Source organism: Aquaspirillum sp. LM1, from assembly GCF_002002905.1.
GTDB lineage: Bacteria > Pseudomonadota > Gammaproteobacteria > Burkholderiales > Aquaspirillaceae > Rivihabitans.
This window is the reverse complement of record NZ_CP019509.1, coordinates 820,051-843,136: the sequence shown is the minus strand read 5'-3', so window position 1 is coordinate 843,136 and position 23,086 is coordinate 820,051. Positions and strand designations below refer to the sequence as shown.

Genomic DNA, 23,086 nt, shown 5'->3' with positions numbered 1-23,086 from the left:
CCAGTGGGCAGGGGCAGGATGGTTCAGCGTTCGCCAACCAGGAAATCCTGGCTGATGCGTGCGCCCAGGTCGTTGATGCGCTCCAGGAAATCGGTCAGATAGGCGTGCAGCCCGGTGTGCAGAATGTCGTCGATGCGGCCAAAGCGCAGCTCGGCGTGCATCATGCCGGCGCGGCGTTCGGTTTCCTGCGATTGCTTGTTGGCCACCACGCTGAGGTTGCTTTCCACTTCCACCAGGCAGGCGCGCAGCGAGCGCGGCATGTCGCCGCGCAAAATCAGCAGCTCGGCCACTTTGTCCGGGGTGATGGCGTGACGGTACACCTTACGGTAGTTTTCAAACGCCGACAGCGAGCGCAGCAGCGACGCCCAGTGGTAGTAATCGCGCTGCAGGCTGTCGTTTTGCTCGCCTTCGCTGATTTGCACCGCGTCCTGCTCGGCCTGGCGGCGGAAGTTCACGTCCAGAATCCGCGCGGTATTGTCCGCCCGTTCCAGAAAGGTGCCCAACCGGGCAAAGCGGAAGGCTTCGTCGTTGAGCATGGTGCCAATCAGCACGCCGCGCGACAGGTGCGAGCGGAATTTCACCCATTCAAAAAACTCGCCGGGGCTTTTCTGGTGCATGCCCTCCTTGAGCTGCTGGTTCATTTCCAGCCAGGTGGTGTTGAAGGTTTCCCACAGCTCGGTGGTCAGCGCGCCGCGCACGGCGCGGGCGTTTTCGCGGGCGGCGCGAAAACTGCAATAAATGCTGGACAGATTACTGGTGTCGCTGACCATGAAATCCAGCATGCGATCAGAGCGCACCTGGTCGTGGCGGGCAAAATAGGCTTCTTTCAGCTCGGACAGGCTCAGCATGGTGTGCCAGACTTCGCCCGGTGCCGCGCCGGCCTGGGGCAGCAGCGAGCTTTGCAGGTTGGCGTCCAGCATCCGTGCAGTATTTTCTGCCCGTTCCACGTAACGGGCCATCCAGAACAGGTGGTCAGCGGTGCTACTCAACATGGTGTGTTTCCTCTTGTATTGCGCCGTATCCGTTGCCGACGCCTGCGCGATGGCGTCGGTCATTGCGGTGTGATCCATCTCTGCTGCAGGCCAGGCTTATTCCAGCACCCAGGTGTCCTTGGTGCCGCCGCCCTGTGAGGAATTCACCACCAGCGAGCCTTCTTTCAGTGCCACGCGGGTCAGCCCGCCGGGCACCACGGAAATCCCCTTGCCCGACAGCACAAACGGACGCAGGTCGATATGGCGTGGGGCAATGCCGGACTCCACAAAGGTGGGGCAGGCCGATAGCGCCAGCGTGGGCTGGGCGATATAGTTGTCGGGCGAGGTTTTCAGCAATGTGCGGAAGTGCTCGATTTCAGCCTGGGTGGCTGCCGGGCCCACCAGCATGCCGTAGCCGCCGGCACCGTGAACTTCCTTGACCACCAGCTCGGGCAGATGGGCCAGCACGTAAGAAAGGTCTTCCGGCTTGCGGCACTGCCAGGTGGGCACGTTGTTCAGGATCGGTTCTTCGCTCAGGTAGAAGCGCACCATATCGGGCACAAAGGTGTAAATCGCTTTGTCGTCGGCCACCCCGGTGCCGATGGCGTTGGCCAGTGTCACCCGGCCTTCGCGGTACACCGACATCAGTCCCGGCACACCCAGCGCCGAATCTGGGCGGAAAGCCAGTGGGTCGAGAAAATCATCGTCCAGCCGGCGGTAAATCACGTCCACCCGCTGCGGGCCCTGGGTCGTTTTCATGTACACCGTGTGGTCGTCAACAAACAGGTCCTTGCCTTCCACCAGCTCCACGCCCATCTGCTGGGCCAGGAAGGCGTGTTCAAAGTAGGCCGAGTTGTAGATGCCTGGGGTGAGCACCACCACCGTGGGATCGTCCACCCCCACCGGCGCCACCGCGCGCAGCGAATCCATCAGCACATCGGGGTAGTGGGCAATCGGGGCAATGCGGTTATTGACGAATAGCTCGGGAAACAGCCGCATCATCATCTTGCGGTTTTCCAGCATGTAGCTCACACCGGAGGGCACGCGCAGATTGTCTTCCAGCACATAGTAAGCGCCGCTGCCATCCGGGTTGCCGGCGCGCACCACGTCCACCCCGGCCACATGGGCGTAGACATCGTTGGGCACATTGATGCCGCGCATTTCCGGGCGGTACTGGCTGTTGCCCAGGATGTATTCCGGCGGCACCACGCCAGCCTTGATGATGGCCTGATCGTGGTAAACATCGTGGATAAACATGTTCAGCGCGCGCACCCGCTGCTTGAGGCCGGCTTGCAGGGTTTTCCATTCGTCGGCGGGAATAATGCGGGGAATCTGGTCAAACGGGATCAGGCGCTCGGTGCCGGCGTCATCGCCGTACACGGCAAAGGTGATGCCTACCCGGCGAAAAATCAGGTCGGCTTCCTGGCGCTTGCTGGCCATGAAATTGTCCGGCTGCTGCTGTAACCAGTTGTGAAACGGCTGGTAATGCGGGCGCACTTGCTGATCGGCCGTGAACATTTCATCGAAGAGTACGGGCATTCATCGGCTCCTTTGTGGATGGTAAAGGTCTGGCTTGCGGGTCAGTAGTGATTTAGCAAGATGTGAACCAGGCCATGACGAGCTGCTGGCAACAGGCGAATACCGACACAAAATGCCAGCGCACTTGGCCAGTCAGCACGAAATCAGAGCCAAATAGCCTCAGACTGGGCAAAAAAGGTGCACGCCAGGCCGCGCATGCGCGCCAGTCATGCACCACAGTACAGCATCATGCCCCATGGAGTGAGTATGAATGGTGCACGCTGCCGATGCGTGGCCGTGCCGGGGCCACTGGCACAGGCCATGGGCCGGAGGCATCCGATAGCGGATGGGGAGATGATGGGAGGCGGCCAGTGCCACATTGTCCGTATTGTCCGACAAGCACGCTGACAGAATGGGGGACGGTAAAAGCCAATAGACTGATTTTCATCCAGATTTTTCCTGGTCTTGTCCTTGCTTGCACTCCGGGCATTTATTCGGCGTGCCGGGACGGGCCAGCAGGACCACACCGCGCCGCCAGCAGACGGCAAAGGCATGCAATGAAGCATCATCTGGATTGGTCCAGTTACGAAACCGCCGGCCAGGGCGACGCCTACGCCGGGATTCCTGCCATGGGCGGTGATTTTGCCAAGGCGGTGGCGGTGTGCATTGGCGACCGCCTGTGCCAGCGCACCCCCAAAGGGGTGATGTGCCCGAGTTTTCGGGTGACCGGTGACGTGGCCCATTCGCCGGGCGGGCGGGTGCAGGTGCTTAAGGCGGCGCTGAATGGCGAATTTGGCGACCAGCCGTTTGCCGACCCGCGTCTGGCCGAGGCCATGGCGCTGTGCGTGGGTTGCAAGGGCTGCAAGCGCGAATGCGCCAATCAGGTGGACATGGCCGCCATCAAGATCGAGTACCAGGCGCAGCGCAATGCTGCACTGGGGGTGTTGTGGCGCGAGCAGCTGTTTGCCGGCCTGCCGCGCTTGCTGCGCCAGCGCCCGTGGCTGCGCCGGCTGACGCTGTGGCGCAATGCCAGCCCTGTGTTGTCCCGGCTGGGCGAGCGCTGGCTGGGCATTGCCGCATCGCGCACCTTGCCGGTGCCGGCGGCACAGGCCTATCAGCCGCCGCCTGTTAGCAGCGCCCCGTCCGAGCGGCGGGTGCTGTTGCTGGTTGACACCTTTGCCGGCCATTTTGAACCGCGCATTGCCGAAGCCGCCTACGCCGTGCTGCACGCTGCTGGCTATCAGGTGGAGGTGCTGCGTCCACTGGCCGACGACGCCGAGCCCAACCGCAGCCTGTGCTGTGGCCGCACCTATCTGTCGCTGGGCCAGGTGGAGGCGGCGCGGGCCGAGGCGGCGCGCCTGCACGCGGCGCTGGCCCCGGCGCTGGCGTCGGGCACGCCGATCATTGGCCTGGAGCCATCGTGCATTCTGTCGCTGCGCGATGACCATCTGAAGCTGGGCCTGGGCGAAGCGGCCCGCCAATTGTCGCGCCAGGTGTTCTTGTTTGAAGAGTTCATTGCCCGCGAACATGAGCGCAAACGCTTGCGCTGGCAGCTCAAACCGTGGGCGCAGCCGGCGCTGCTGGTGCACGGCCATTGCCACCAGAAGGCGGTGGGGGCGATGAAGTCGCTGCGCAAGGTATTGCGGCTGATTCCGGACTGTCAGTTTGAGTTTATTGACGCCAGCTGTTGCGGCATGTCTGGCAGCTTTGGTCTGGAAGCCGAGCATGCCGATGTGTCGCGGGCGATGGCCGAGCTGGACCTGCTGCCGGCGTTGCGCGCGGCACCACACGCGTCGGTGCTGGCCAACGGCTTTTCCTGTCGTCACCAGATCCACGAAGGGGTGAGCCGTCAGGCCTGGCATGTGGCCGAAGTGCTGCAGCAGGCGCTGGCGTCGCCCGACCCGCTTTCCCCTGAAGCCTGACCTCTGAAAGGTGCCACCATGGCCGAGCCCATTGAAGACCATCACGGCATGCAGCTGGCCGAAGTCCGCAATTATCACCTGCGCAGCAAACACCATCTGCAGCGCTACGCCGAAGGGCCGGGCCAACTGGACTGGGACGCCCAGCCCGCACCGTTCCGTCACTTTGCCGGCGCGCCCCAGCTGGCATTGCCGCTGTGTGGACCGGCGCAGGACCGGCCATTTGCCGAACTGAGCCAGCCGCATCCGGCCCCATTGCCAGTGACGCTGGCCAATCTGGCCGCGTTGTTGCAGCTGGCGCTGGGCCTGTCGGCCTGGAAAACCTGGGGGCCCAGCCGCTGGGCGCTGCGCTGTAACCCGTCGTCGGGCAATCTGCATCCGGTGGAAGCCTACCTGCTTAGCCAGGGCGTGGCCGGGCTGGCCGATGGCGTACACCACTACGACCCGCTCAACCATGTGCTGGAAAGCCGGGCACTGTGCCCGCCCAGCGCTGGCGGTGAGGCCTGGCTGGCCATCGGCTTGTCGAGCGTGATGTGGCGCGAGGCGTGGAAGTATGGCGAGCGGGCGTTTCGCTATTGCCAGCTGGACATCGGCCACGCCATGGCCGCGCTGGGCTACGCAGCCGCCACGCTGGGCTGGCAGCTGGAAGTCTGGCCGGTGGGCAGCCGCAGGCTGGCGCACGCGCTGGGCCTGGACCGGGAGGCGGATTACCCGACTGGCCGCTATGCATTTACCGAAGACGAAGAACCGGAAGTGCTGCTGGCCGTGCGCGCCAGCGGCTTGGGTCTGCCGCCTGCTCCCGATGCGCTGGCTGAGCGCAGCGGGCTTAGCCAGTGGCATGGCCAGCCCAGCTGCATCGACCCCAGCCCCGGTTACCGCTGGCCAGTGGTCAGCCGGGTGGCGGTGGCCAGTCGGGTGGCCGATGGCGTCAGCGCCTGGCAGCCGGATGCGCCCCTGCCGGCTGCACCCGCACCCCATCCGGCCAGCCTGAGTGCGCACACGCTGATTCAGCAACGGCGCAGCGGCCAGCGCTATCAACCCAGGCACACGCTGGCCGCGCCGGCATTTTATCGTGTGCTGCAAGCGCTGCTGCCACACGCCGGCGCGCCCTGGCTGCTGGCGGTGAATGCGCCGCATGTGCATCTGCTGCTGTGCGTGTTGCGGGTGGAGGGGCTGGAGCCGGGTTTGTACCTGTTGCCGCGCCAGCGCGGCGTGGTGACCCGCTGGCCGGAGCTGGCGCTGCAGTTTCCCGAGCGTGCGCCGGTCAGCACGCTTGATCCGGCCTGCCCGTCGGGGCTGGGGCTGTTGCGCCTGAATACCTTGTCATTGCAGGACGCCCAGCGTTTCAGCCGCACGCTGTGCTGCCATCAGGACATTGCCTCGACCGGCGCATTCTCGCTGGCCATGCTCGGGGAGTTTGACCAGGCACTCAGCCAGGGCGCGCAGGGCTACCGCCATCTGCTGCGCGAGGCCGGCCAGATTGGCCAGGCGCTGTATCTGGAGGCAGAGGCCATCGGTCTGCGCGGCACCGGCATCGGCTGCTTTTTTGACAATACCCTGCACGCCACGCTGGGGCTGAACGACACCCGGCTGCAAAGCCTGTACCACTTTACCGTGGGCTTGCCCGTACTTGATGCACGCATCGACACCGAGCCCCCTTATCCCGATTTTTCCGAAAGGCCGTCATGACCCCCGAACTGCAGGCATTTTTGCTTGAACATGGTTTTCCGCTGGACCAGCCGGACGCGCCCGGTGCCAATGGCCTGACCCCCCTGATGCGCGCGGCCAAGCTGGGCCGGCTGGATTTGATCGACCCGCTGCTGGCGCACGGTGCCAGGGTGGAGGTGCTGAATCAGGACGGCTGCAATGCGCTGTGGCTGGCGTGCTACCACGGCGACCACGCGCTGATCCGCCGGCTGGTGGCCGCCGGCACGCCGATTGACCAGCAAAACGGCAACGGGGCCAGCTGCCTGATGTATGTGTCGTCCAATGGCAAGGCGGATGTGGTGGAACTGCTGCTGGAACTGGGGGCGGACCCGACGCTGAAGAATTTTGACGACTGGACCGCGCTGGATCTGGCGTCGTCGGCGGGGTGTTTGCGAGCATTGCGGCGGGCCGGAACCCGCGCCGGTTAACGCTTTAACGCTGACCGAAGCGCGGGCGGGCAAGGCACACGGGCCACTTGGCCATCAGCGTTTGCCGTGCAGGCTGCGGCGCGGCGCGTGATGAAAATCGTCGAAGGTGCGCTGTTGCGTCGGGGTCAGCCCGGCATAGAAGGTCTTGAGCACCACCAGGTATTCGGCCAGCGTGGCTTGCTGGGTTTGCATCCGCGCCTGCATGCGCTCCACGCGTTCCGGGGTGGACAGGGCGTCCCAGTCCACCGCGCGGTCCGGAGCGCTGCGTGCCATTGGCCGCTCGGCGTCCACCAAGTTGTTCCAGGCGGTTTCCTGTTTGCTGTCCAGGTTCAGTGCGGTGTGCAGTTTTTTGTGGTGCGCGGCAAGGCGGGTGCGGTGGTGCTCAGGAAAATAGCCGGTGCCGTCCATCGGGCTGCAGGGCGGGCTGGCCACAGCGGGCAGGGCAAACAGGGTGAGCGAGGAGGCCAGAAACAGCGAGGGCAGCAGGCGGCGGGAACGCAACATGGTCAGACTCCTGGGCGCGCAAGCGCCGGATGACACGACAAGCAGATAAGATCAGCCGGCCCCGCCCCGGCGTCGGAGCGGTGGCCGCGTCATTCGCGGGTCAGGCGTGACAGCGGCTGATCATCAGGGCTTGCCCACCTGATTGCCAATCACCCCGCCCACCACGGCACCGCCAATGGCCCCTGCCGTGCCGCCGCCGGTCAGCACCGAGCCGGCCACCCCGCCGACGGCAGCGCCAACGGCGGTGTTTTTGTCGCGCCGGGTCATCGAGTCACACCCGGTCAGCCCAAGCAGTACCGCAGCCAGTAGCGCACTGGCGGCGTAATTCTGGATCGTGTTCATGGCAATTCCTGTCGCATGTGAAGGGGCGGTCATGCCCCTGCCGGGTGGCAGCCCGACGGGGAGACACCCGCTGGGGTTTCAATTAACCGGGAATGGATGACTTGCTGGCCGGCGTCTGCTGTTCAGGGGCCTGGTAATAGGCGTGGATGGCGTCTGCCCATGACGGGTCGGCCATGTCCGGCCATTTGTCTTTCTGGAAGCCGGGCGCATCCTGCAGGCGGTCTTTGTCCACGTTCAGCACAAAGCGCTTGTTGTCGGTATCCAGGCTGAGCGCGGCCCACGGCACGGCAAACAGTTTTTCGCCCAGGCCGAGAAACCCGCCAAACGACAGCACGGCGTAGCCCACCTTGCCACTGCGCATGTCCAGCATGATTTCCTTGATGTCGCCCAGTTCTTCGTCTTTCGAGTTGAACACATGGTTGCCAATCAGGGTGTCGGCCCCCATCAGTGCCGGGCCGGGGCCACGCACCGGGTCCGGGCCGGGGCTGATGCCCGGTTTGGTCTGGTACATGCCGTAGGTGTCGCGATCTTCGTAGTTCATGGCGTTCTCCTTGCTAGCGGTGTGCAGCGTCGGGACGGCGGCCTGGCCAGGGCTGTGGCGGCGGCTGTCCCGTTTGGCGGCGGCGTGCGGCAGGCCGCCGTGTGCCCTAACAGCGGTCAGGGTTGGGCAAAACGGACTTTGGCGTCCTTGATACAGCTGTCCTTGACTGCGCCGGCCAGGGCATCGCACTTTTCCTTGGCCACGGCGTAGTCGGCATTGCGCTTGTCGCTGGCGGCATCCTTGCGCGCATCGCTGGTGGTGTCGGCCAGTTTGGCGTTGGCTGTGGCAGTGACATGGGCAGCCTTGGCTTCTTTGCGGCACACGTCTTTGGCGTTACCCGCCTTGTCGTCACACTTTTCCTTGGCCACGGCGTAGTTGCCGTCAGCCTTGGCCATGCGCAGGGCAAAGTGGTGTTTTTCTGATGGGCTGTAGTTGGCTTCCAGCTCGGCCATGGCGATTTTTTCGCTGGCCTTGGCTTCTTCCACACACACATCTTCGGCATTGCCCTTCAGGGCCGAGCAGGCGGCCTTGTCGGTCTGGTACTTGGTCGACAGCATGGCCTTGGTGGTGCCGTATTCGTTTTTGCTCATCGGCGGCGCGGCCAGCACGCTGGCGCTGAGCAGGAGGGCGGCGGATAACAGGGAGAGGGAGCGGTAGCGCATGGGATGTTTCCTGAGGTGGGCTGTTGCAGCGGCCTGGCCAGTGCAGCAGTGGAGGAGAGAGGAGAAAGGGCATGGGGCCGGCGATTGCCGCATCCGGCCCCACTCGGTGCGGGAAGGCTTACTTCAGGCGCATGTCGTTGGCCACCGAGGTGACGCCCTTGATGTTGCGGGTCAGCGTCACGGCCCGGTCGATATCGGCCTGGGAGCGGACAAAGCCGCTGAGCTGCACCCGACCCTTGAAGGTTTCCACATTGATTTCTGCCGACTTCAGCCGGGAATCGCCCAGCACGGCGGCTTTTACCTTGGTGGTGATGGTGGTGTCATCCACGTATTCACCCGTGCCTTCGCTGTGCGCGGTAGACGCGCAGGCGGTCAGGGAAACGTAGCAGGCAAACAGGATCAGGGCCGCAAGACGGCGCAGGGACAAGCTGAACATGGTGAACTCCTTGAAGGGATCGGCGGCGGCAAGCAATGACCGGGTGGCCGCCTGGGGCGCCGGGTCGTCACCTCGGGCCGGAGCGGCCTGCGGTTAACGCTGATCACAGCATGCGCGCACTGACAAGGGGCGTCGGTGTGCTGGCGCACCCAGTGTGCCGGCAAATAAAAAAACCCGGCACCAAATGGCGGCTGCCGGGTTGAGGACGCTGAATCGGATGGACACAACAGAAGCTTCAGGGGGTAGCTAGTAGCCAGTCACCATGATCTGAATCGACTGACAGGCGATTAGACCGCTTTCGGCATGAGTTTCACCTCAGGTGTCGTTCCCGCGAAGGCGGGAACCCAGACCGCGCCACAGCGTGCGCGGTGGGCATGGCGCAGGTAGCGCTGATGAGCGCTCACCCCGCTGTACGCTGTGGACACGCCTGGATTCCCGCCTGCGCGGGAATGACGCGGTGGGGCGCGGCGAGTGGTTCGTCGTGGAACGTGAGCCATCGTGTTTCAACGTGACTGGCTACTAGGCGTTCAGCTTTTGGCAAAGAAGCGCTTGACCTGCAGCAGGGCTTCATCGCGGGTGATGGCGTAGCGCTCCTGAATCAGTCCGGCCAGTTCCTGCACCCGGCCTTCGGTTTTGAGTAGCTCGTCTTCGGTGAGCTTGCCCCACGCCACCTTGGCGGCGCCAATGTACTGCTGCCACTTGCCCTTGAGGGCGTCCACGCTGGGCAGGCTCATGATGCCGCCGGTTCTGCCGGGCCAGGCTCGCTCAGTGCGGCAGGCAGGGCAGCCACGCCATTAAGCGGCGTGGGCGGGGAAACCGACACGCTGGCGCGCCGTCCCGGCAGCGCCGGGCGCTGGCTGGCGTATTTCAGCAGGCCACGGGTGGCCTTGTATTCGATGGACTTGTTCATGTTCGCCTCTCGATCACTCGCCGCGCCCGCCCGATTGGCGGGGGGCCGAGTGTTGCAGGATGACGCTTGCGCCAGCGCTTGTCGGTACGCTGGCGCACCTTGCGCGCGCCAGCCGCCGCCCAGGGCACTTACCCGGTGGCGGTGTCCCAGCGCCAGTCGCGGATTTCGGCCAAATCTTCGCCATGGCGGGCGATGTGCTGCTTGTGCTCAATCAGCTTGTCGCGAATGGCCTGCTTGGCGTAGGCCGCGCGCGGTGCCAGTAACGGCACGCGGTCGATCACGTCGGCCACCAGATGAAAGCGGTCCATGTCGTTCATCACCACCATATCGAACGGGGTGGACGTGGTGCCCTCTTCCTTGTAGCCGCGCACATGCAGGTGAGCATGGTTGTGGCGGGCGTAGGTCAGCCGGTGAATCAGCCAGGGGTAACCGTGGTAGGCAAAGATGATGGGCTTGTCGCGGGTGAACAGGTCGTCAAAGTCGCGCTCGCTCAGCCCGTGCGGGTGTTCGTGCGGCGGTGGCAGGGTCATCAGGTCCACCACATTGATCACGCGGATTTTCAGCTCGGGGCAGTGCTGGCGCAGCAGTTGCACGGCGGCCAGGGTTTCCAGCGTAGGCACGTCACCAGCGCAGGCCATCACTACATCAGGTTCGCTGCCCCGGTCGTTGCTGGCCCATTCCCAGATGCCAATGCCGGCGCTGCAGTGCTTGACCGCCGCGTCCATGTCCAGCCACTGCGCTTCCGGCTGCTTGCCGGCCACAATCACATTGATGTAATTGCGGCTGCGCAGGCAATGGTCGGTGACGGCCAGCAGGGTGTTGGCGTCCGGCGGCAGGTACACGCGGATGACCTCGGCTTTCTTGTTGATCACATGGTCGATAAAGCCGGGGTCCTGATGGCTGAAGCCATTGTGGTCCTGACGCCAGACATGCGAGGACAGCAAGTAGTTGAGTGAGGCAATGGGCCGCCGCCAGGCAATTTCATTGGCCATTTTCAGCCACTTGGCGTGCTGATTGAACATCGAATCGACGATATGGATGAACGCTTCGTACGATGAAAAAAACCCGTGGCGACCGGTCAGCAAATAGCCTTCCAGCCAGCCCTCGCACTGGTGTTCGCTGAGCATTTCCATCACCCGCCCTTCGGCGGAGACGTTTTCATCGCCGGGCAGGATTTCCGCCGTGGAGCAGCGCTGGGTCACTTCAAACACCGCGCCCCAGCGGTTGGAAGCGGTTTCGTCCGGGCTGAACACCCGGAAAGTGTGCGGGTTGAGCCGGATCACATCGCGGATCAGCTCGCCCTGGCAGCGGGTGGCCTCGGCCTTGACGGCGCCGGGATGGGGCAGGTCGATGGCGTAATCGCGAAAGTCTGGCAGGCGCAGGTCGCGCAGCAGCAGGCCGCCGTTGGCGTGCGGGTTGGCGCTCATCCGCCGCTCGCCCTTGGGGGCCAGCGCCGCCAGGTCGGCGCGCAGACGGCCATCCGGGTCGAACAGCTGCTGTGGCTGATAGCTGAGCAGCCAGTCTTCCAGCAGGGTGAGATGCCCTGGCCGGTTCATTTCGCCCATGGGCACCTGATGGGCGCGGAAGGTGCCTTCGCTGGGTTTGCCATCTACCTGCTTTGGCCCGGTCCAGCCCTTGGGCGAGCGCAGCACAATCATCGGCCAGGCGGGCCGCTGGCTGAAACCATGGGTGCGGGCGTCGTGCTGGATGGCCTGGATATGCGCCAGCGCGCGGTCCAGCGTGCCGGCCATATTCTGGTGCATGAGCTCGGCGTCGTCGCCTTCGACAAAATACGGGGTATAGCCGTAACCGCGAAACAGCGCGTCCAGCTCGACATGCGGAATCCGCGCCAGCACGGTGGGGCCGGCAATTTTATAGCCGTTCAGATGCAGGATCGGCAGCACCGCGCCATCGTGTACCGGATTGAGAAACTTGTTCGAGTGCCAGCTGGTGGCCAGCGGCCCGGTTTCGGCTTCGCCATCGCCCACCACACAGGCCACAATCAGGTCTGGGTTGTCAAATGCCGCGCCGTAGGCGTGCGACAGCGAATAACCCAGCTCGCCGCCTTCGTGGATTGATCCTGGCGTGTCTGGCGACACATGGCTGGGAATGCCCCCCGGAAAGGAAAACTGCTTGAACAGCCGCTTCAGGCCGGCTTCATCCTGGGAGATTTCCGGGTACACCTCGCTGTAGCGGCCTTCCAGATAGCTGTTGGCCACCAGCCCCGGCCCGCCATGGCCAGGCCCGGTCAGGTAGATCATGTTCAGATCATGCTGGCAGATCAGCCGGTTCAGATGCACATAAATAAAGTTCAGCCCCGGTGTGGTGCCCCAGTGGCCCAGCAAGCGCGGTTTGATGTGCGCCAGCTCCAGCGGCTGCTTCAGCAGCGGGTTGTCGTACAGGTAAATCTGCCCAACCGACAGGTAATTGGCCGCCTGCCAGTAAGCGTGCATGCGCTGCAGCAGCGCGTTGCTAAGCGCTGGCAGGATAAAATGGAGGGGTTGGCTGTGCACAGGAAATCTCCGGCTAGAGGGTGGGTGCGCTGCGCGAATCGCAGGGAGAGGATGCTTGGTGGGTGCGGTAGTAGTCAATCAGCGCCAGGGTTGCGCTGTCCAGCCGGACCGACGCCGATGCACTGGCCAGTTCGGCCTGCATCTGCCTGGCCAGTGTCTTGCCCAGCTCCACTCCCCATTGGTCAAACGGGTTGATCTGCCACAGGCAGGCCTGGGTAAACACACTGTGTTCGTACAGCGCGACCAGGCTCCCCAGGCTGGCCGGGGTCAGGCGCTCGGCCAGCAGGGTGTTGCTCGGGTGGTTGCCAGCAAAGCGGCGGTGCGGCAGCAGCCAGTCCGGCACGCCGTCGGCGCGCTGCTCGGCCAGGGTGTTGCCAAACGCCAGCGCCTGGCCTTGCGCCAGCAAATGGGCCACCAGCAGCTGGTGCTGGCCAGTGTCTGCGGTCAGGCCATGGCAAAAGCCGATCAGGTCGCACGGAATCAGCTGGCCGCCCTGGTGCAGCAGCTGATAAAACGCATGCTGGCCATTGGTGCCCGGCTCGCCCCAGTACACCGGCCCGGTGGGATAATCCACCGGCCTGCCGGCCAGGGTGACGCTTTTGCCATTGCTTTCCATGGTCAGTTGCTGCAAGTAGGCCGGAAAGCGTTTCAGATCGTGGGCGTAGGGCAGGATGGCCACGCTGGGGGCGGCCAGGAAGCTGCTGTACCACACCGCCAGCAGCCCCATCAGCACCGGCAGATTGTCCGCCAGCGGCGCATGCAGAAAATGCTGGTCCATGGCATGAAACCCGGCCAGCATGGCGTGAAACTGCGCCGGGCCAATCGCCAGCATGGTGGACAGCCCAATCGCCGAATCCAGCGAATAACGCCCGCCATCCCAGTCCCACAGGCCAAACACGCAGTCAATGCCAAAGCCCTGAGCGGCAGCGCGATTGGCCGACACCGCCACGCAATGCCGGGCCACCGCGCGCTCGTCGCCCAGCCCGGCCACAATCCACGCCCTGGCGCGCTGGGCATTGACCAGGGTTTCCTGGGTCTTGAAGGTTTTCGAGCAGACAATCACCAGCGTTTCCGCCGGATTCAGGCCATCGGTGGCGGCGCGGAAGTCGCAGGGGTCGAGGTTGGAGACAAAACGGCAGTCCAGCCGGCTGTGCCGGTAGTGGCGCAGCGCCTGATAGACCATTTCCGGGCCAAGATCAGACCCCCCAATGCCGATGTTCAGCACATGGCGAATCGGCAGGCCACTGTAGCCACGCCAGCGGCCCTCCACCACCTGCCCGGTAAACGCCGCCATGTGCGCCAGCACGGCATGCACCTGCGCGGCAATATCCTCGCCGTCCCGCCACAGCGCCACCCCGGCAGGCAGGCGCAAGGCCGTGTGCAGCGCCGCGCGTTGCTCGGTGACATTTACCGCCTCGCCGGCAAACATGGCCTGGATGCGCGGGCGCAGCTGGCAGGCGTTGGCCAGTTGCAGCAGCAGGGCCAGCGTGGTGGCGGTGATGCGGTTTTTGGCGTAATTCAGATACCAGCCACAGGCTTCGGCGCTGAAGCGCTGGCCGCGTTGCGGATCGTCGGCAAACAGCTGGCGCAAATGACACGGGGCCAGTTGGATGGCGTGGGCCTGGAGCGCCTGCCAGGCCGGCAATTGGCTGTGTGACCGGTTCATTGCCCAGGGCTCCGGGGCGCGGGGCTGGCATACGGGCAGCGCACCGACACCGCATGGGTGTGGCCATCGTCGTGCAAGGCAATCCGGCCATCGGGCTGGAGCACATCGTCCACGATCACCTGCATCGGCAGTAACGACTGCTGCACGGCAATGCAGTACAGACTGCGCCGGTAACGGTAACGCAGGGTAAAACCCGGCCAGTCGGCGGGCAGGCAGGGGGTGAAGCGCAAGTACCCGGCCTCAACGTGCAAGCCGAGCAGGGACTCCATGATCAGCACCGACATCCAGCCTGCCGAGCCGGTATACCAGGTCCAGCCGCCCCGGCCCTGATGCGGGGCAGAGGCATACACGTCGGCGGCCATCACATACGGCTCCACCTTGTAAGTGGCAATCGCCTGGGCAGAATCAGCGTGATGCAGCGGGTTGATCATGCGGAACACCTCCCAGGCGCGTGGCGCATCGCCCTGTGCGGCAAACGCCATGCTGGCCCACACCGCTGCGTGGGTGTACTGCCCGCCGTTTTCCCGCACGCCGGGCCCGTAGCCACTAATATAGCCGGGGTTAAGCGCCGAAGTGGCAAACGGCGGTGCCAGCAGCTGCACCAGTTTCAGGTCGCGGCGCACCAGCCGGGTGTCTACCGCCGCCATGGCCTGCCGGGCGCGTGCCGGGTCGCCGGCACCGGACAGCACCGCCCAGCTTTGCGCAATCGAGTCAATCTGGCATTCCGGATTGTGCTGCGAGCCCAGCGGGCTGCCATCGTCAAAAAACGCCCGCAGATACCACTGGCCATCCCAGCCATGCTGCTCCAGATTCTGCTGCAACCTGGCCGCCTCGCTCAGGCAACGGTCGGCAAAGCGCTGGTCATGGCGGCTGCGCGCCAGCCGGGCAAACTGCTGCAGGGTGTCGTACAGGAAAAACCCCAGCCACACACTTTCGCCCTGGCCATGAATGCCAACCAGATTCATCCCGTCGTTCCAGTCGCCCGACCCCATCAGCGGCAGTCCGTGCGCGCCAAAGCGCAGGCCGTGCAGCACGGCGCGCATGCAGTGCTGGTACAGGCTGGCCGGGGTGTCGGCCTGGCCGGGCAGGTCGTAGTACCCATCGTCGCCGGGGTGCACGGGCCGGCCATGCAGGAACGGCACTTCCTGATCGAGCACGCTGTGGTCGCCGCTCACCTGCACATAGCGGCAACTGGCCTGCACCAGCCAGAGAAAATCGTCAGAGCAGCGGCTGCGCACGCCCCGGCCTGACGGCGGGTGCCACCAGTGTTGCACATCGCCTTCGGCAAACTGGCGCGCCGCGCAGCGCAGCAGGTGCTCGCGCAGCAGCTCGGGCCGGGTGTGGACCAGCGCCATGCCATCCTGCAATTGGTCGCGAAAGCCATAAGCCCCGCCCGACTGGTAGTAGCCGCTGCGCGCCCACAGCCGGCTGGACAGCGTCTGGTAGGTCAGCCAGCCGTTGGCCAGCAGGTTCAGCGCCGGATCGGGCGTGTCCACTTGCACGCTGTCCAGGGTGGTGCGCCAGGTGTCATGCACAGCCGCCAGCGCATGGTGGGCGGCATCGGGGGCGCGCTGGCGCGGCGACAGCGCGTCGGCCAGGGTGTGGCCGGCAGGCAGACGCACGCCCAGGCGGAAAATGATTTCCCGCGCCTGGCCATCGGCCAGTTCAAATGGCACCTGAATCGCCGCGCATGGGTCCAGTCCGGCCCCCAGCCGGTTGGACAAACGGGTGTGCCGCATGGCGGCTGGCTGGCTCAGGCTGCCATTGCGGCCAATAAACTCACGGCGGTCACCGGTGACGCTGACCTGGCTGGCCAGGCTGGCACCGTCGGCGTCAAAAAATGCCACCCGGTCGGCAAAGTCGGCGCTGTATGGGTTGCGGGCACAAATTGCCCCGCTGGCCGGGTCAAGCTCGGTCAGCACATGCATGGCCGATTTCGGGCGCAAATCGCCCAGCACCCACTCCACATAGCCGGTGGCCGACAGCTGGCGGGCGCGGCCAGAGTGGTTGCGCACCTGCAACACAGAGAATTTCACCGCAGCGTCCACATCCACGTATACGGTCAGGTCGGTGCGGATGCCATCTTCGTCGTGCTCAAACACACTGTAGCCAAAGCCGTGGCGAATCACATACGGCGTGCGCCCGGCGCAGGGGTGCGGCGTGGGTGACCAGAACGTGCCGGTCACTTCGTCACGCAGGTAAAAGGTTTCCCCGCTGCTGTCACTGACCGCGTCGTCGCTCCACGGGGTCAGGCGGAATTCATGGGCGTTGTCGCACCAGGTGTACGCCGCGCCGCTGTCGGCCACCACCGTGCCAAAGCCGGCGTTGGCCAGCACGTTCACCCACGGAGCCGGCGTGGGGTGGCCATGGGTGCGGGTAATCCGGTATTCGCGGCCATCCTGACTGAAGCCGCCCAGGCCATTGAAAAACTGCAGCGCCGGGGCCGGCGGGGTGATGGCCGCCGCCGCGCCAATGCGTGGCGGCGCGCTGGCCGGACGCGACAGCAGCCGGGGCAGGGCCGGTGGCCGGGTGTCCTTGGACCCGCGCTGGATTTGCTCGGTCAGGCTGCCACGGCTGTCGCTGAGGATCACCCTGGCCACGGTCTGGAACAGGATGCGGTCATCGCCAGACATCTGCTCGGCCACCCGGACAAAAATGCCGCCGGGCCGGTCGGTAAGGTTGGCTTCCACTCCGGCGGCAATCAGGCCCATGATCTGCTCATGCAGCAACTGGCGGTAGCCGGCGTGGTCTTCGTTCCAGATCACCAGATCCACCGCCAGGCCTTTCAGCCGCCAGTAGGCGTGTGCCTGCACCAGCTGGCGCACCAGCTCGATATTGGCCGGGTCGCGGATGCGCAGCAGCACAATCGGCAGGTCGCCGGATACGGCATAGCCCCACAGTCCGGACTGGCCGCGCTGATTGCGCGCCAGCACGCTGGCGTCGGCGCGCAGTGCCGGATTGGCGTAAATCACTGAGCCGGCCAGCTGGCCATACAGCTGGGCATCGGATTCGCTGGCGTTGATTTGCTGCAGATTCACCCAGCTGTGGGTCCAGGCCAGGTCAAACACCCGGTCGGCCAGATGGCGGTCGCGGTATTTGCCCAGCAGCGCCAGCACCGCCTCGCGGCTGTCGCCCACCCCGGTGACCACATCAATGGTGGTGCTCTGTTCCGGGTCGAGGGTAATGCCATAGCGAATGGCCACAATCGGGTCGAGCACCGCCCCGGCGCTGCCAGACAGCGCCGCCTCGCCATACATGGCCTGCGGGTCGTTCAGCCCGCGCTGGCGGCCAATAAAGCGCAGCCGGTCGGTTTCGTAAGAGGCCGGCCCGACCTCGCCGCCATGCACCGCCATCAGATGCACCATCCACAGCGTGGCTTCGCCCTGGGCGCGTGGGCGGCGGGTGCAGATAATGGCTTGCAGGTCGGCCAGAATTTCGGTGTCGATGAACAGATTGCTGAATGAGGGATGCAGCGCATCGGCCATGGCCGGTGCCAGCACCACTTCGGCGTAGCTGGTGATTTCAATGGTGCGCTGCACCTGCGCGCAGTTGGTGATGCGCACCCGGCGCAGCTCGATATCGTCCTCTGGCGACACCACAATTTCGGTGTGCGTGTCGTAGCCATGGTCGCTGCGGCGAAATTCCACCCGGCCTTCGGAAAAAATCGCCTGATAGCGGTCGGCTTCCTTCAGGGTGGGCTGGTGGGCGGTAGACCAGAAATGCTGGCTGGCCAGATCGCGCAAATAGCAAAACGCCCCCCAGTGGTCGCGGGCACCATCCTCGCGCCAGCGGGTGACGGCCTGGTCTTTCCAGCGGCTGTAACCGCCGCCGGTGTGGGTCACCATCACATGGTAGCGGCCATTGGACAACAGCTGGACTTCCGGCATGGGCGAATCGGGGCGGGTGAACACCCGCATCGGCATTTCCGGGCCAGACAAGGTGGGCGACACCTCTTCGGCGTCCGGCGCATGAAAATGGCTGGCGGTGGCCGCCGGAATGCGCTCCTGCAACAGCAGGGTGGTGGCCTGAAAACATGGGTCGGATTCAAACCGGCGCTGCATGGGCCGGTTCAGCAACAAATAGGCCAGCGCCAGCAGGCCCATGCCCTGATGGTGGACCATGAACGAGCGCACCACCGCCGAGGACTGGTCCCGCGACAGCCGCGACGCAGTGTAATCCACGGCTTCATACATGCCGTACTGGCCGAGCATGCCGGACTGGGCCAGCCGCTGCAGGTTCTGGCAGGCGGCGTCGGGTGCCACCATCAGCGCCAGCATCGACGCATAGGGTGCCACCACCAGGTCATCGGCCAGCCCGCGCTTAAGCCCCAGCCCCGGCACGCCAAACGCCCGATACTGGTAGTTGAGCCGGGTGTCCACCGCGTTGTAGCCAGATTCGGAAATCCCCCAGTGCGGCAGGCCGCGCTGGCGGGCGTAGCGGATTTGCCGGCGCACCACCGCCTGACAGGTGTGGTCGAGCAAGGTGTGGTCGTAGCTGGGCATCACCAGCAGCGGCATCAGGTACTCAAACATCGACCCGCTCCACGACAGCAGGATGGTCTCGCCATCGGTGGCGGTCAGGGTGCGGCCCAGGGCAAACCAGCTTTCCTGCGGCAAGGCACCCTGGGCAATCGCCACAAAGCAGGACAGCCGGGCTTCCGAGGCCAGCAGGTCGTAGTTGCCGCTGTCGCAGCGGCGGGATTCAACATGGTAGCCCACCGCCAGCAGATGCCGGGCCGGGTCGTACAAAAAGTCATACTCGACACGGGCCAGTTCGCCCACCTGCTGCGCCAGTTCCGCCAGGCTGGTCAGCCGTTCGCTGGCGCGCTGGCCAGCCAGACGCACCAGCGCGGCCAGTTCGGTCTGGCGGGTGTTCAGGGCAAAGCTGGCGCGCGGGGGCTCGGGGTCGGCCTGGGCATCACCGGCAGCCAGCGCCGCCAGGTCGCGCAGAGTGGGCAAACTGGCCCAGCCCGGCAGTGCCTCCAGCCCGCTGTTGTCGCCGGACAGGCGTGCCCACGGCAGCAAGAATACCAGGTCGTCCAGCGCGTCCTGACACTGGCGCTGCAAGGCCTGCGCCCACACCGGCCATTCGGCGTTGGGACGCGGACCGTCGTCTGGCGGTGCCAGCGTCGCCACCGCCAGCGCCGATACATTCAGCGCATCCAGCCAGTACAGCACGGTAGCCAGGCTATTGGGGGCCGTATCATTGGCCCATTCGATATCGTGGCACAGCTGGTCCAGTGCGGCGGGGCGGTAGTCGCCGGCGCTGTCCAGCAGCAGGGTCAGGGTGTCGTCCAGCCCGGCAAAAGTGCGTGCGCCCAGCACCGGCTGGTCGGCCAGCGCCAGCAGGCCGGGGCGCAGGGTGAGCAAATGGCCGGACAAATTGCCGCTGTCCACCGACGACACATACAGCGGCATCAGCGGCAGCAGGGTTTGCGTGTCGTACCAGTTGTAAAAATGCCCCCGGTGGCGTTCCAGGCGATGCAGGGTGGCCAGGGTGTGCCGGGTGCGGGTCAGCAGGGTGCCAATGGCAATATAGCCAAAGTCGCAGGCGGCCAGATTGGCCAGCAGCGACAGCCCGATATTGGTGGGCGAGGTACGATGGGCAATCAGCGTCACCGGGTGTTCCTGCATATTGTCCGGCGGCAGCCAGTTTTCCTGGCGGGTGACAAATGTCTCGAAAAACCCCCAGGTTTTGCGCGCCAGGGCGTGCAGAAAGCGGGTCTGCCCGGCGCTGAGCGGCGAGGTGGGCCGGCTCAGTGGCCGGCTGAGCCACCACACCAGCAACGGCCCGGCTGTCCACAGCGCCAGCACCGGCCACGCCGCCAGCAGGGCCACCGGGCGGTAGCCGCCCAGCGCCAGCAGCAGGGTGAGCGCCAGCAACGGCCCCACCCATAGGTTGGCGCAGGTGTGCGCCAGATCGCCCAGACCGCCGGGGTCGGGCTGGTGGGCTGCCTTGCGCTCAAACGCCTGCTGCAGCTCGCCGGAAGGGTTCCATTCCAGCAGCCGGGTGTGGCTGATGCCCAAGCGAATCAGCGTGCGCGCAATGGCGTCCAGGCTGAACAGCGCCTCATGGGGCAAACAGGCCAGGTGCAGCCCTACCTGCGCCAGTTGCCGGCCCAGCCGGGTAAGCACCGCCCGCCCATGCTGGCCGAGACTCACATCCCTGGGCCGGCTCAGCCCGTCCAGGCTGCTGCTGGCCAGCACCGGCAGGGTGAGCATGCCCACCAGCGCCAGCGTCCAGCCCAGATACGATGGAATAGAAGTCCAGCCCAGCACAAACAGCCCGACCAGCGTGGCCGGGGCCAGGCTGCGGCGCAGATTGTCAAACAGCTTCCAGCGCGACAGCAGCGACAGCGGGTTGGCCAGCCGGGTGCCATCGGGGCCGGGCACGGTTGGCCACAGCCACTGGGCAATCTGCCAGTCGCCGCGAATCCAGCGGTAACGGCGGCTGACATCGGCGCTGTAGCGGCCAGGATAGTCCTCGTACAGCATCACGTCGCTGACCAGCCCGGCGCGGGCATAGCAGCCTTCCAGCAGATCATGGCTGAGAATGCGGTTTTCCGGAAAGCGCTGGTCAAGTGCCTGTTCAAAGGCGTCTACATGGTAAATGCCCTTGCCAATGAACGAGCCTTCGTCAAACAGATCCTGGTACACATCAGACACCGCCCGGGTGTAGGGGTCTATTCCGGCTTCGCTGCCGCACAGACGGGCATAGCGCGAGCGGTTGGTGCTGGGCAGGTTGACTGCCATGCGCGGCTGCAGGATGCCGTACCCGGCGGTGACCCGCTGGCTGACCGGATCGTAGTGCGGCTGGTTCAGCGGGTGGGCCAGGGTGGCGGCAAACAGCCGGGCGGCGTCGCGCGGCAGCTGGGTGTCGGTGTCCAGGGTAATCACATAGCGCACCTCGGACAGTATCGCCGTATCGCCAACAATCCGCGAAAATGCCGCGCCGGCCCGGCCACGCAGCAGGGCATTCAGCGCGCTGAGCTTGCCGCGTTTGCGCTCGTAGCCCATCCAGCAGCCTTCCTGCGGGTTCCAGCAGCGCGGGCGGTGAAACAGGAAAAACCCGGCCTGGCCGGTGTCCGGATATTTGCGGTTCAGCGCGGCAATCCGGCTTTCTGCCCGCTGCAGCAGCGCGGCGTCGCCCGGCAGATGTTCGGTTCCGGCGTCGGCAAAGTCGGTCAGCAGGCCAAAGTGCAGGCAGGGGTCGCGGTTGGCCAGAAAGCGCACTTCCAGCGCCTCCACCAGCGCCTCCACGCCAGGCAGGCTGGTCAGCAAGGTGGGCACCACCACCAGGGTGCGTGCCGAGGGTGCCATGCCCTGGGTAAAGTCCATTCGCGGCAGCGCATGCGGCGTGGCCAGCCGGGTGGCCAGCCAGTTCACCAGCGCCAGCGCCGGCTGGCTGCTCACCAGCAAGGCCAGCCCGGTGACCAGGCCAATCACCCAGTCGGCCAGCCCGTCAGCCAGCGCCATCAGCAGCAGGCCGCTGCTCAGGCTGCTGGCCAGCAGCGCCACTGCACCCAGATAGCCCAGCAAAGGCGGGGTGCGACCCAGATGCCGCCAGCGTTCGCGCAGCGATGGACGTACTTTGGCGCGTGCAATCAGCGCCATCTGGCCCTGGTCAATCAGGTAAAAGCCGACATGGCCGCGACGCGGCAATGGGCCGTTCAGCCCCTGCTGCGCCAGTTCGACTGCCAGCCCGGCAATGGCCACCTCGGACAACGGGCTGCGCCGGGCCAGCGTTTCAATCACATGGCGGTAACGGTCGCGGGTGGCAAAGTCCATCTGCGCATACACCCCACCTGGGTCCTGGCGCAGTTGCTGGTCAACCCGGCTCATGTTTTCCACAAATTCACGCCAGTCGATGGCAGCCAGCAAGCGCAGGCTGCCAATACTGTTGCTGATCGACACCTGATTGGCCGCCTGGCTCTGGGTTTCTGACTGCACCAGCTGGTCGATGGTCTGTCCGCATTCGGACAGGCGCTGCTCAATCCAGGTCAGCGGCAGCGCCAGCGCCGAGCTGTGCCCCTGCAGGCGGCGCACCAGCGCCGCCACAAACGAGTTCACCAGCGGCGGATTGGCCCGCGCCATGTCGGCAATCACCAGAATCAGGCTTTTCGGGTCGGATTCGGCGGTCTGGATCATCTGGTCGGCCCAGCTATCAGCCAGATTGCGGTGCAGCATGCCCTGCGCCACCCTGGCCCCCACCCGACGCAGGTTTTCGATCAAGGCCAGACGCAGCATGATCGGAATGGCCCACAGCTCGCCCAGCTTCAACTCGGCAATGCCCTGATACGCGGCGACAAAGCGGTTCAGGCTTTCCGGATCCAGCCGGCCATCGCCGTGGGCGATCGCCTCCAGGGCAATGTCGTACACCCTGGGCAACCCCGCCGACGCGCCGCTGGCCAGCACCGGCAGCTCACGGCTGTAACCTTTGGGAAAATGCTGCCGGGCGGTGCGGATGTGCTCTTCAATCAGATAGGCGTTGTCCAGCAGCCATTCACCCGCCGGGGTCAGCCGTCGCTTGGCCTTGACCGCCGCATTGAGCAGGCCGTAGCCACTGAGCAGCAGGCCGGCGTTGTCATCCAGCCGGCCCAGCAGCAGGTCCGGGCAGTGGCGGGGATGCAGGGTGTGCTGCCCGGCCAGGGTGTGGCCGTGCAGCTCCATCTGGTCGGCGCTGAACAGCTCGGCGCGCAACGGCAGGTCAAGCGGGAGGCCATGGAGGAAAACCCGGCCAGCATCAGACCGGGTGCGCCACTGTCGTAGCCAGGTGGCCAGGGTGGAAATGCGCGCTGTCACAGGATGAATTCTCCAGAGTGGGCCGCGGCTTGCCGGCCTGGTGATCGGATGGCCAGACACAACCGGGGAAGCTGCCTGCTGGCGAGTGCCGGAAGGACACACCGCACAGGCGGGCAAGGGGGAATGCCCTACTGTAATCGCAAGGCGCGGGCGCGTATGTGGGCTGAC

General features: G+C 65.2%; 15 protein-coding genes. 3 read left to right on the top strand and 12 right to left on the bottom strand.

The window, feature by feature from the left end; genetic code table 11:
• Nucleotides 1–23: 23 nt before the first annotated feature.
• Nucleotides 24–992, bottom strand: a complete 969-nt coding sequence (locus BXU06_RS03730) for an alpha-E domain-containing protein (RefSeq protein ID WP_077296954.1) — start codon at nucleotides 990–992, stop codon at nucleotides 24–26.
• Nucleotides 993–1,088: 96 nt separating this feature from the next.
• Nucleotides 1,089–2,510, bottom strand: coding sequence for a circularly permuted type 2 ATP-grasp protein (locus tag BXU06_RS03725; protein WP_077296952.1), 1,422 nt, complete (start codon nucleotides 2,508–2,510; stop codon nucleotides 1,089–1,091).
• A gap of 536 nt (nucleotides 2,511–3,046) precedes the next feature.
• On the opposite strand from BXU06_RS03725, the gene BXU06_RS03720 reads away from it, so the two are divergent.
• The 3 genes from BXU06_RS03720 to BXU06_RS03710 are packed head-to-tail and all read left to right on the top strand — an operon-like array spanning nucleotide 3,047 to nucleotide 6,543.
• Complete coding sequence (locus BXU06_RS03720; protein ID WP_077296950.1) at nucleotides 3,047–4,411, top strand: (Fe-S)-binding protein; 1,365 nt, start codon at nucleotides 3,047–3,049, stop codon at nucleotides 4,409–4,411.
• A gap of 18 nt (nucleotides 4,412–4,429) precedes the next feature.
• The gene (locus BXU06_RS03715; RefSeq protein ID WP_216352534.1) at nucleotides 4,430–6,097 is read left to right on the top strand and encodes a hypothetical protein; all 1,668 of its coding nucleotides are present in this window, start codon (nucleotides 4,430–4,432) and stop codon (nucleotides 6,095–6,097) included.
• Nucleotides 6,094–6,543 carry an ankyrin repeat domain-containing protein gene (locus BXU06_RS03710; protein WP_077296948.1) on the top strand — a complete coding sequence of 150 codons (450 nt, stop codon included), beginning with the start codon at nucleotides 6,094–6,096 and terminating at the stop codon, nucleotides 6,541–6,543. The genes BXU06_RS03715 and BXU06_RS03710 overlap by 4 nt, the downstream gene beginning before the upstream one ends.
• Before the next feature lie 54 nt (nucleotides 6,544–6,597).
• Here BXU06_RS03710 and BXU06_RS03705 read toward each other — a convergent pair whose 3' ends face one another.
• The 10 genes from BXU06_RS03705 to BXU06_RS03660 all read right to left on the bottom strand — a co-directional run bounded on the left by BXU06_RS03705 (nucleotide 6,598) and on the right by BXU06_RS03660 (nucleotide 22,918).
• Nucleotides 6,598–7,047: a Spy/CpxP family protein refolding chaperone gene (locus BXU06_RS03705; RefSeq protein WP_077296946.1), complete on the bottom strand. Its 450-nt coding sequence runs from the start codon at nucleotides 7,045–7,047 to the stop codon at nucleotides 6,598–6,600.
• A 123-nt stretch (nucleotides 7,048–7,170) separates the two neighbouring features.
• Nucleotides 7,171–7,389 (bottom strand): glycine zipper 2TM domain-containing protein, encoded by a 219-nt coding sequence (locus tag BXU06_RS03700; RefSeq protein ID WP_077296944.1) that lies wholly within the window; start codon nucleotides 7,387–7,389, stop codon nucleotides 7,171–7,173.
• An 82-nt stretch (nucleotides 7,390–7,471) separates the two neighbouring features.
• On the bottom strand, nucleotides 7,472–7,930 hold the full coding sequence (locus BXU06_RS03695) for a PRC-barrel domain-containing protein (RefSeq protein ID WP_077296942.1): 459 nt from the start codon (nucleotides 7,928–7,930) through the stop codon (nucleotides 7,472–7,474).
• Between the two features lie 116 nt (nucleotides 7,931–8,046).
• Nucleotides 8,047–8,592, bottom strand: coding sequence for a hypothetical protein (locus BXU06_RS03690; protein WP_077296940.1), 546 nt, complete (start codon nucleotides 8,590–8,592; stop codon nucleotides 8,047–8,049).
• 118 nt (nucleotides 8,593–8,710) lie between these two features.
• On the bottom strand, nucleotides 8,711–9,028 hold the full coding sequence (locus tag BXU06_RS03685; RefSeq protein ID WP_077296938.1) for a BON domain-containing protein: 318 nt from the start codon (nucleotides 9,026–9,028) through the stop codon (nucleotides 8,711–8,713).
• A 527-nt stretch (nucleotides 9,029–9,555) separates the two neighbouring features.
• The gene (locus BXU06_RS03680) at nucleotides 9,556–9,762 is read right to left on the bottom strand and encodes a CsbD family protein (RefSeq protein ID WP_077296936.1); all 207 of its coding nucleotides are present in this window, start codon (nucleotides 9,760–9,762) and stop codon (nucleotides 9,556–9,558) included.
• Nucleotides 9,759–9,938 (bottom strand): hypothetical protein, encoded by a 180-nt coding sequence (locus tag BXU06_RS03675; protein ID WP_077296934.1) that lies wholly within the window; start codon nucleotides 9,936–9,938, stop codon nucleotides 9,759–9,761. The genes BXU06_RS03680 and BXU06_RS03675 overlap by 4 nt, the downstream gene beginning before the upstream one ends.
• 128 nt (nucleotides 9,939–10,066) lie before the next feature.
• Nucleotides 10,067–12,451 carry a phosphoketolase gene (locus BXU06_RS03670; RefSeq protein ID WP_253189518.1) on the bottom strand — a complete coding sequence of 795 codons (2,385 nt, stop codon included), beginning with the start codon at nucleotides 12,449–12,451 and terminating at the stop codon, nucleotides 10,067–10,069.
• Between the two features lie 13 nt (nucleotides 12,452–12,464).
• Nucleotides 12,465–14,117 (bottom strand): glucose-6-phosphate isomerase, encoded by a 1,653-nt coding sequence (pgi, locus tag BXU06_RS03665; RefSeq protein WP_077296932.1) that lies wholly within the window; start codon nucleotides 14,115–14,117, stop codon nucleotides 12,465–12,467.
• Nucleotides 14,114–22,918, bottom strand: coding sequence for a GH36-type glycosyl hydrolase domain-containing protein (locus BXU06_RS03660; protein WP_253189517.1), 8,805 nt, complete (start codon nucleotides 22,916–22,918; stop codon nucleotides 14,114–14,116). The genes pgi and BXU06_RS03660 overlap by 4 nt, the downstream gene beginning before the upstream one ends.
• Nucleotides 22,919–23,086: the final 168 nt, after the last annotated feature.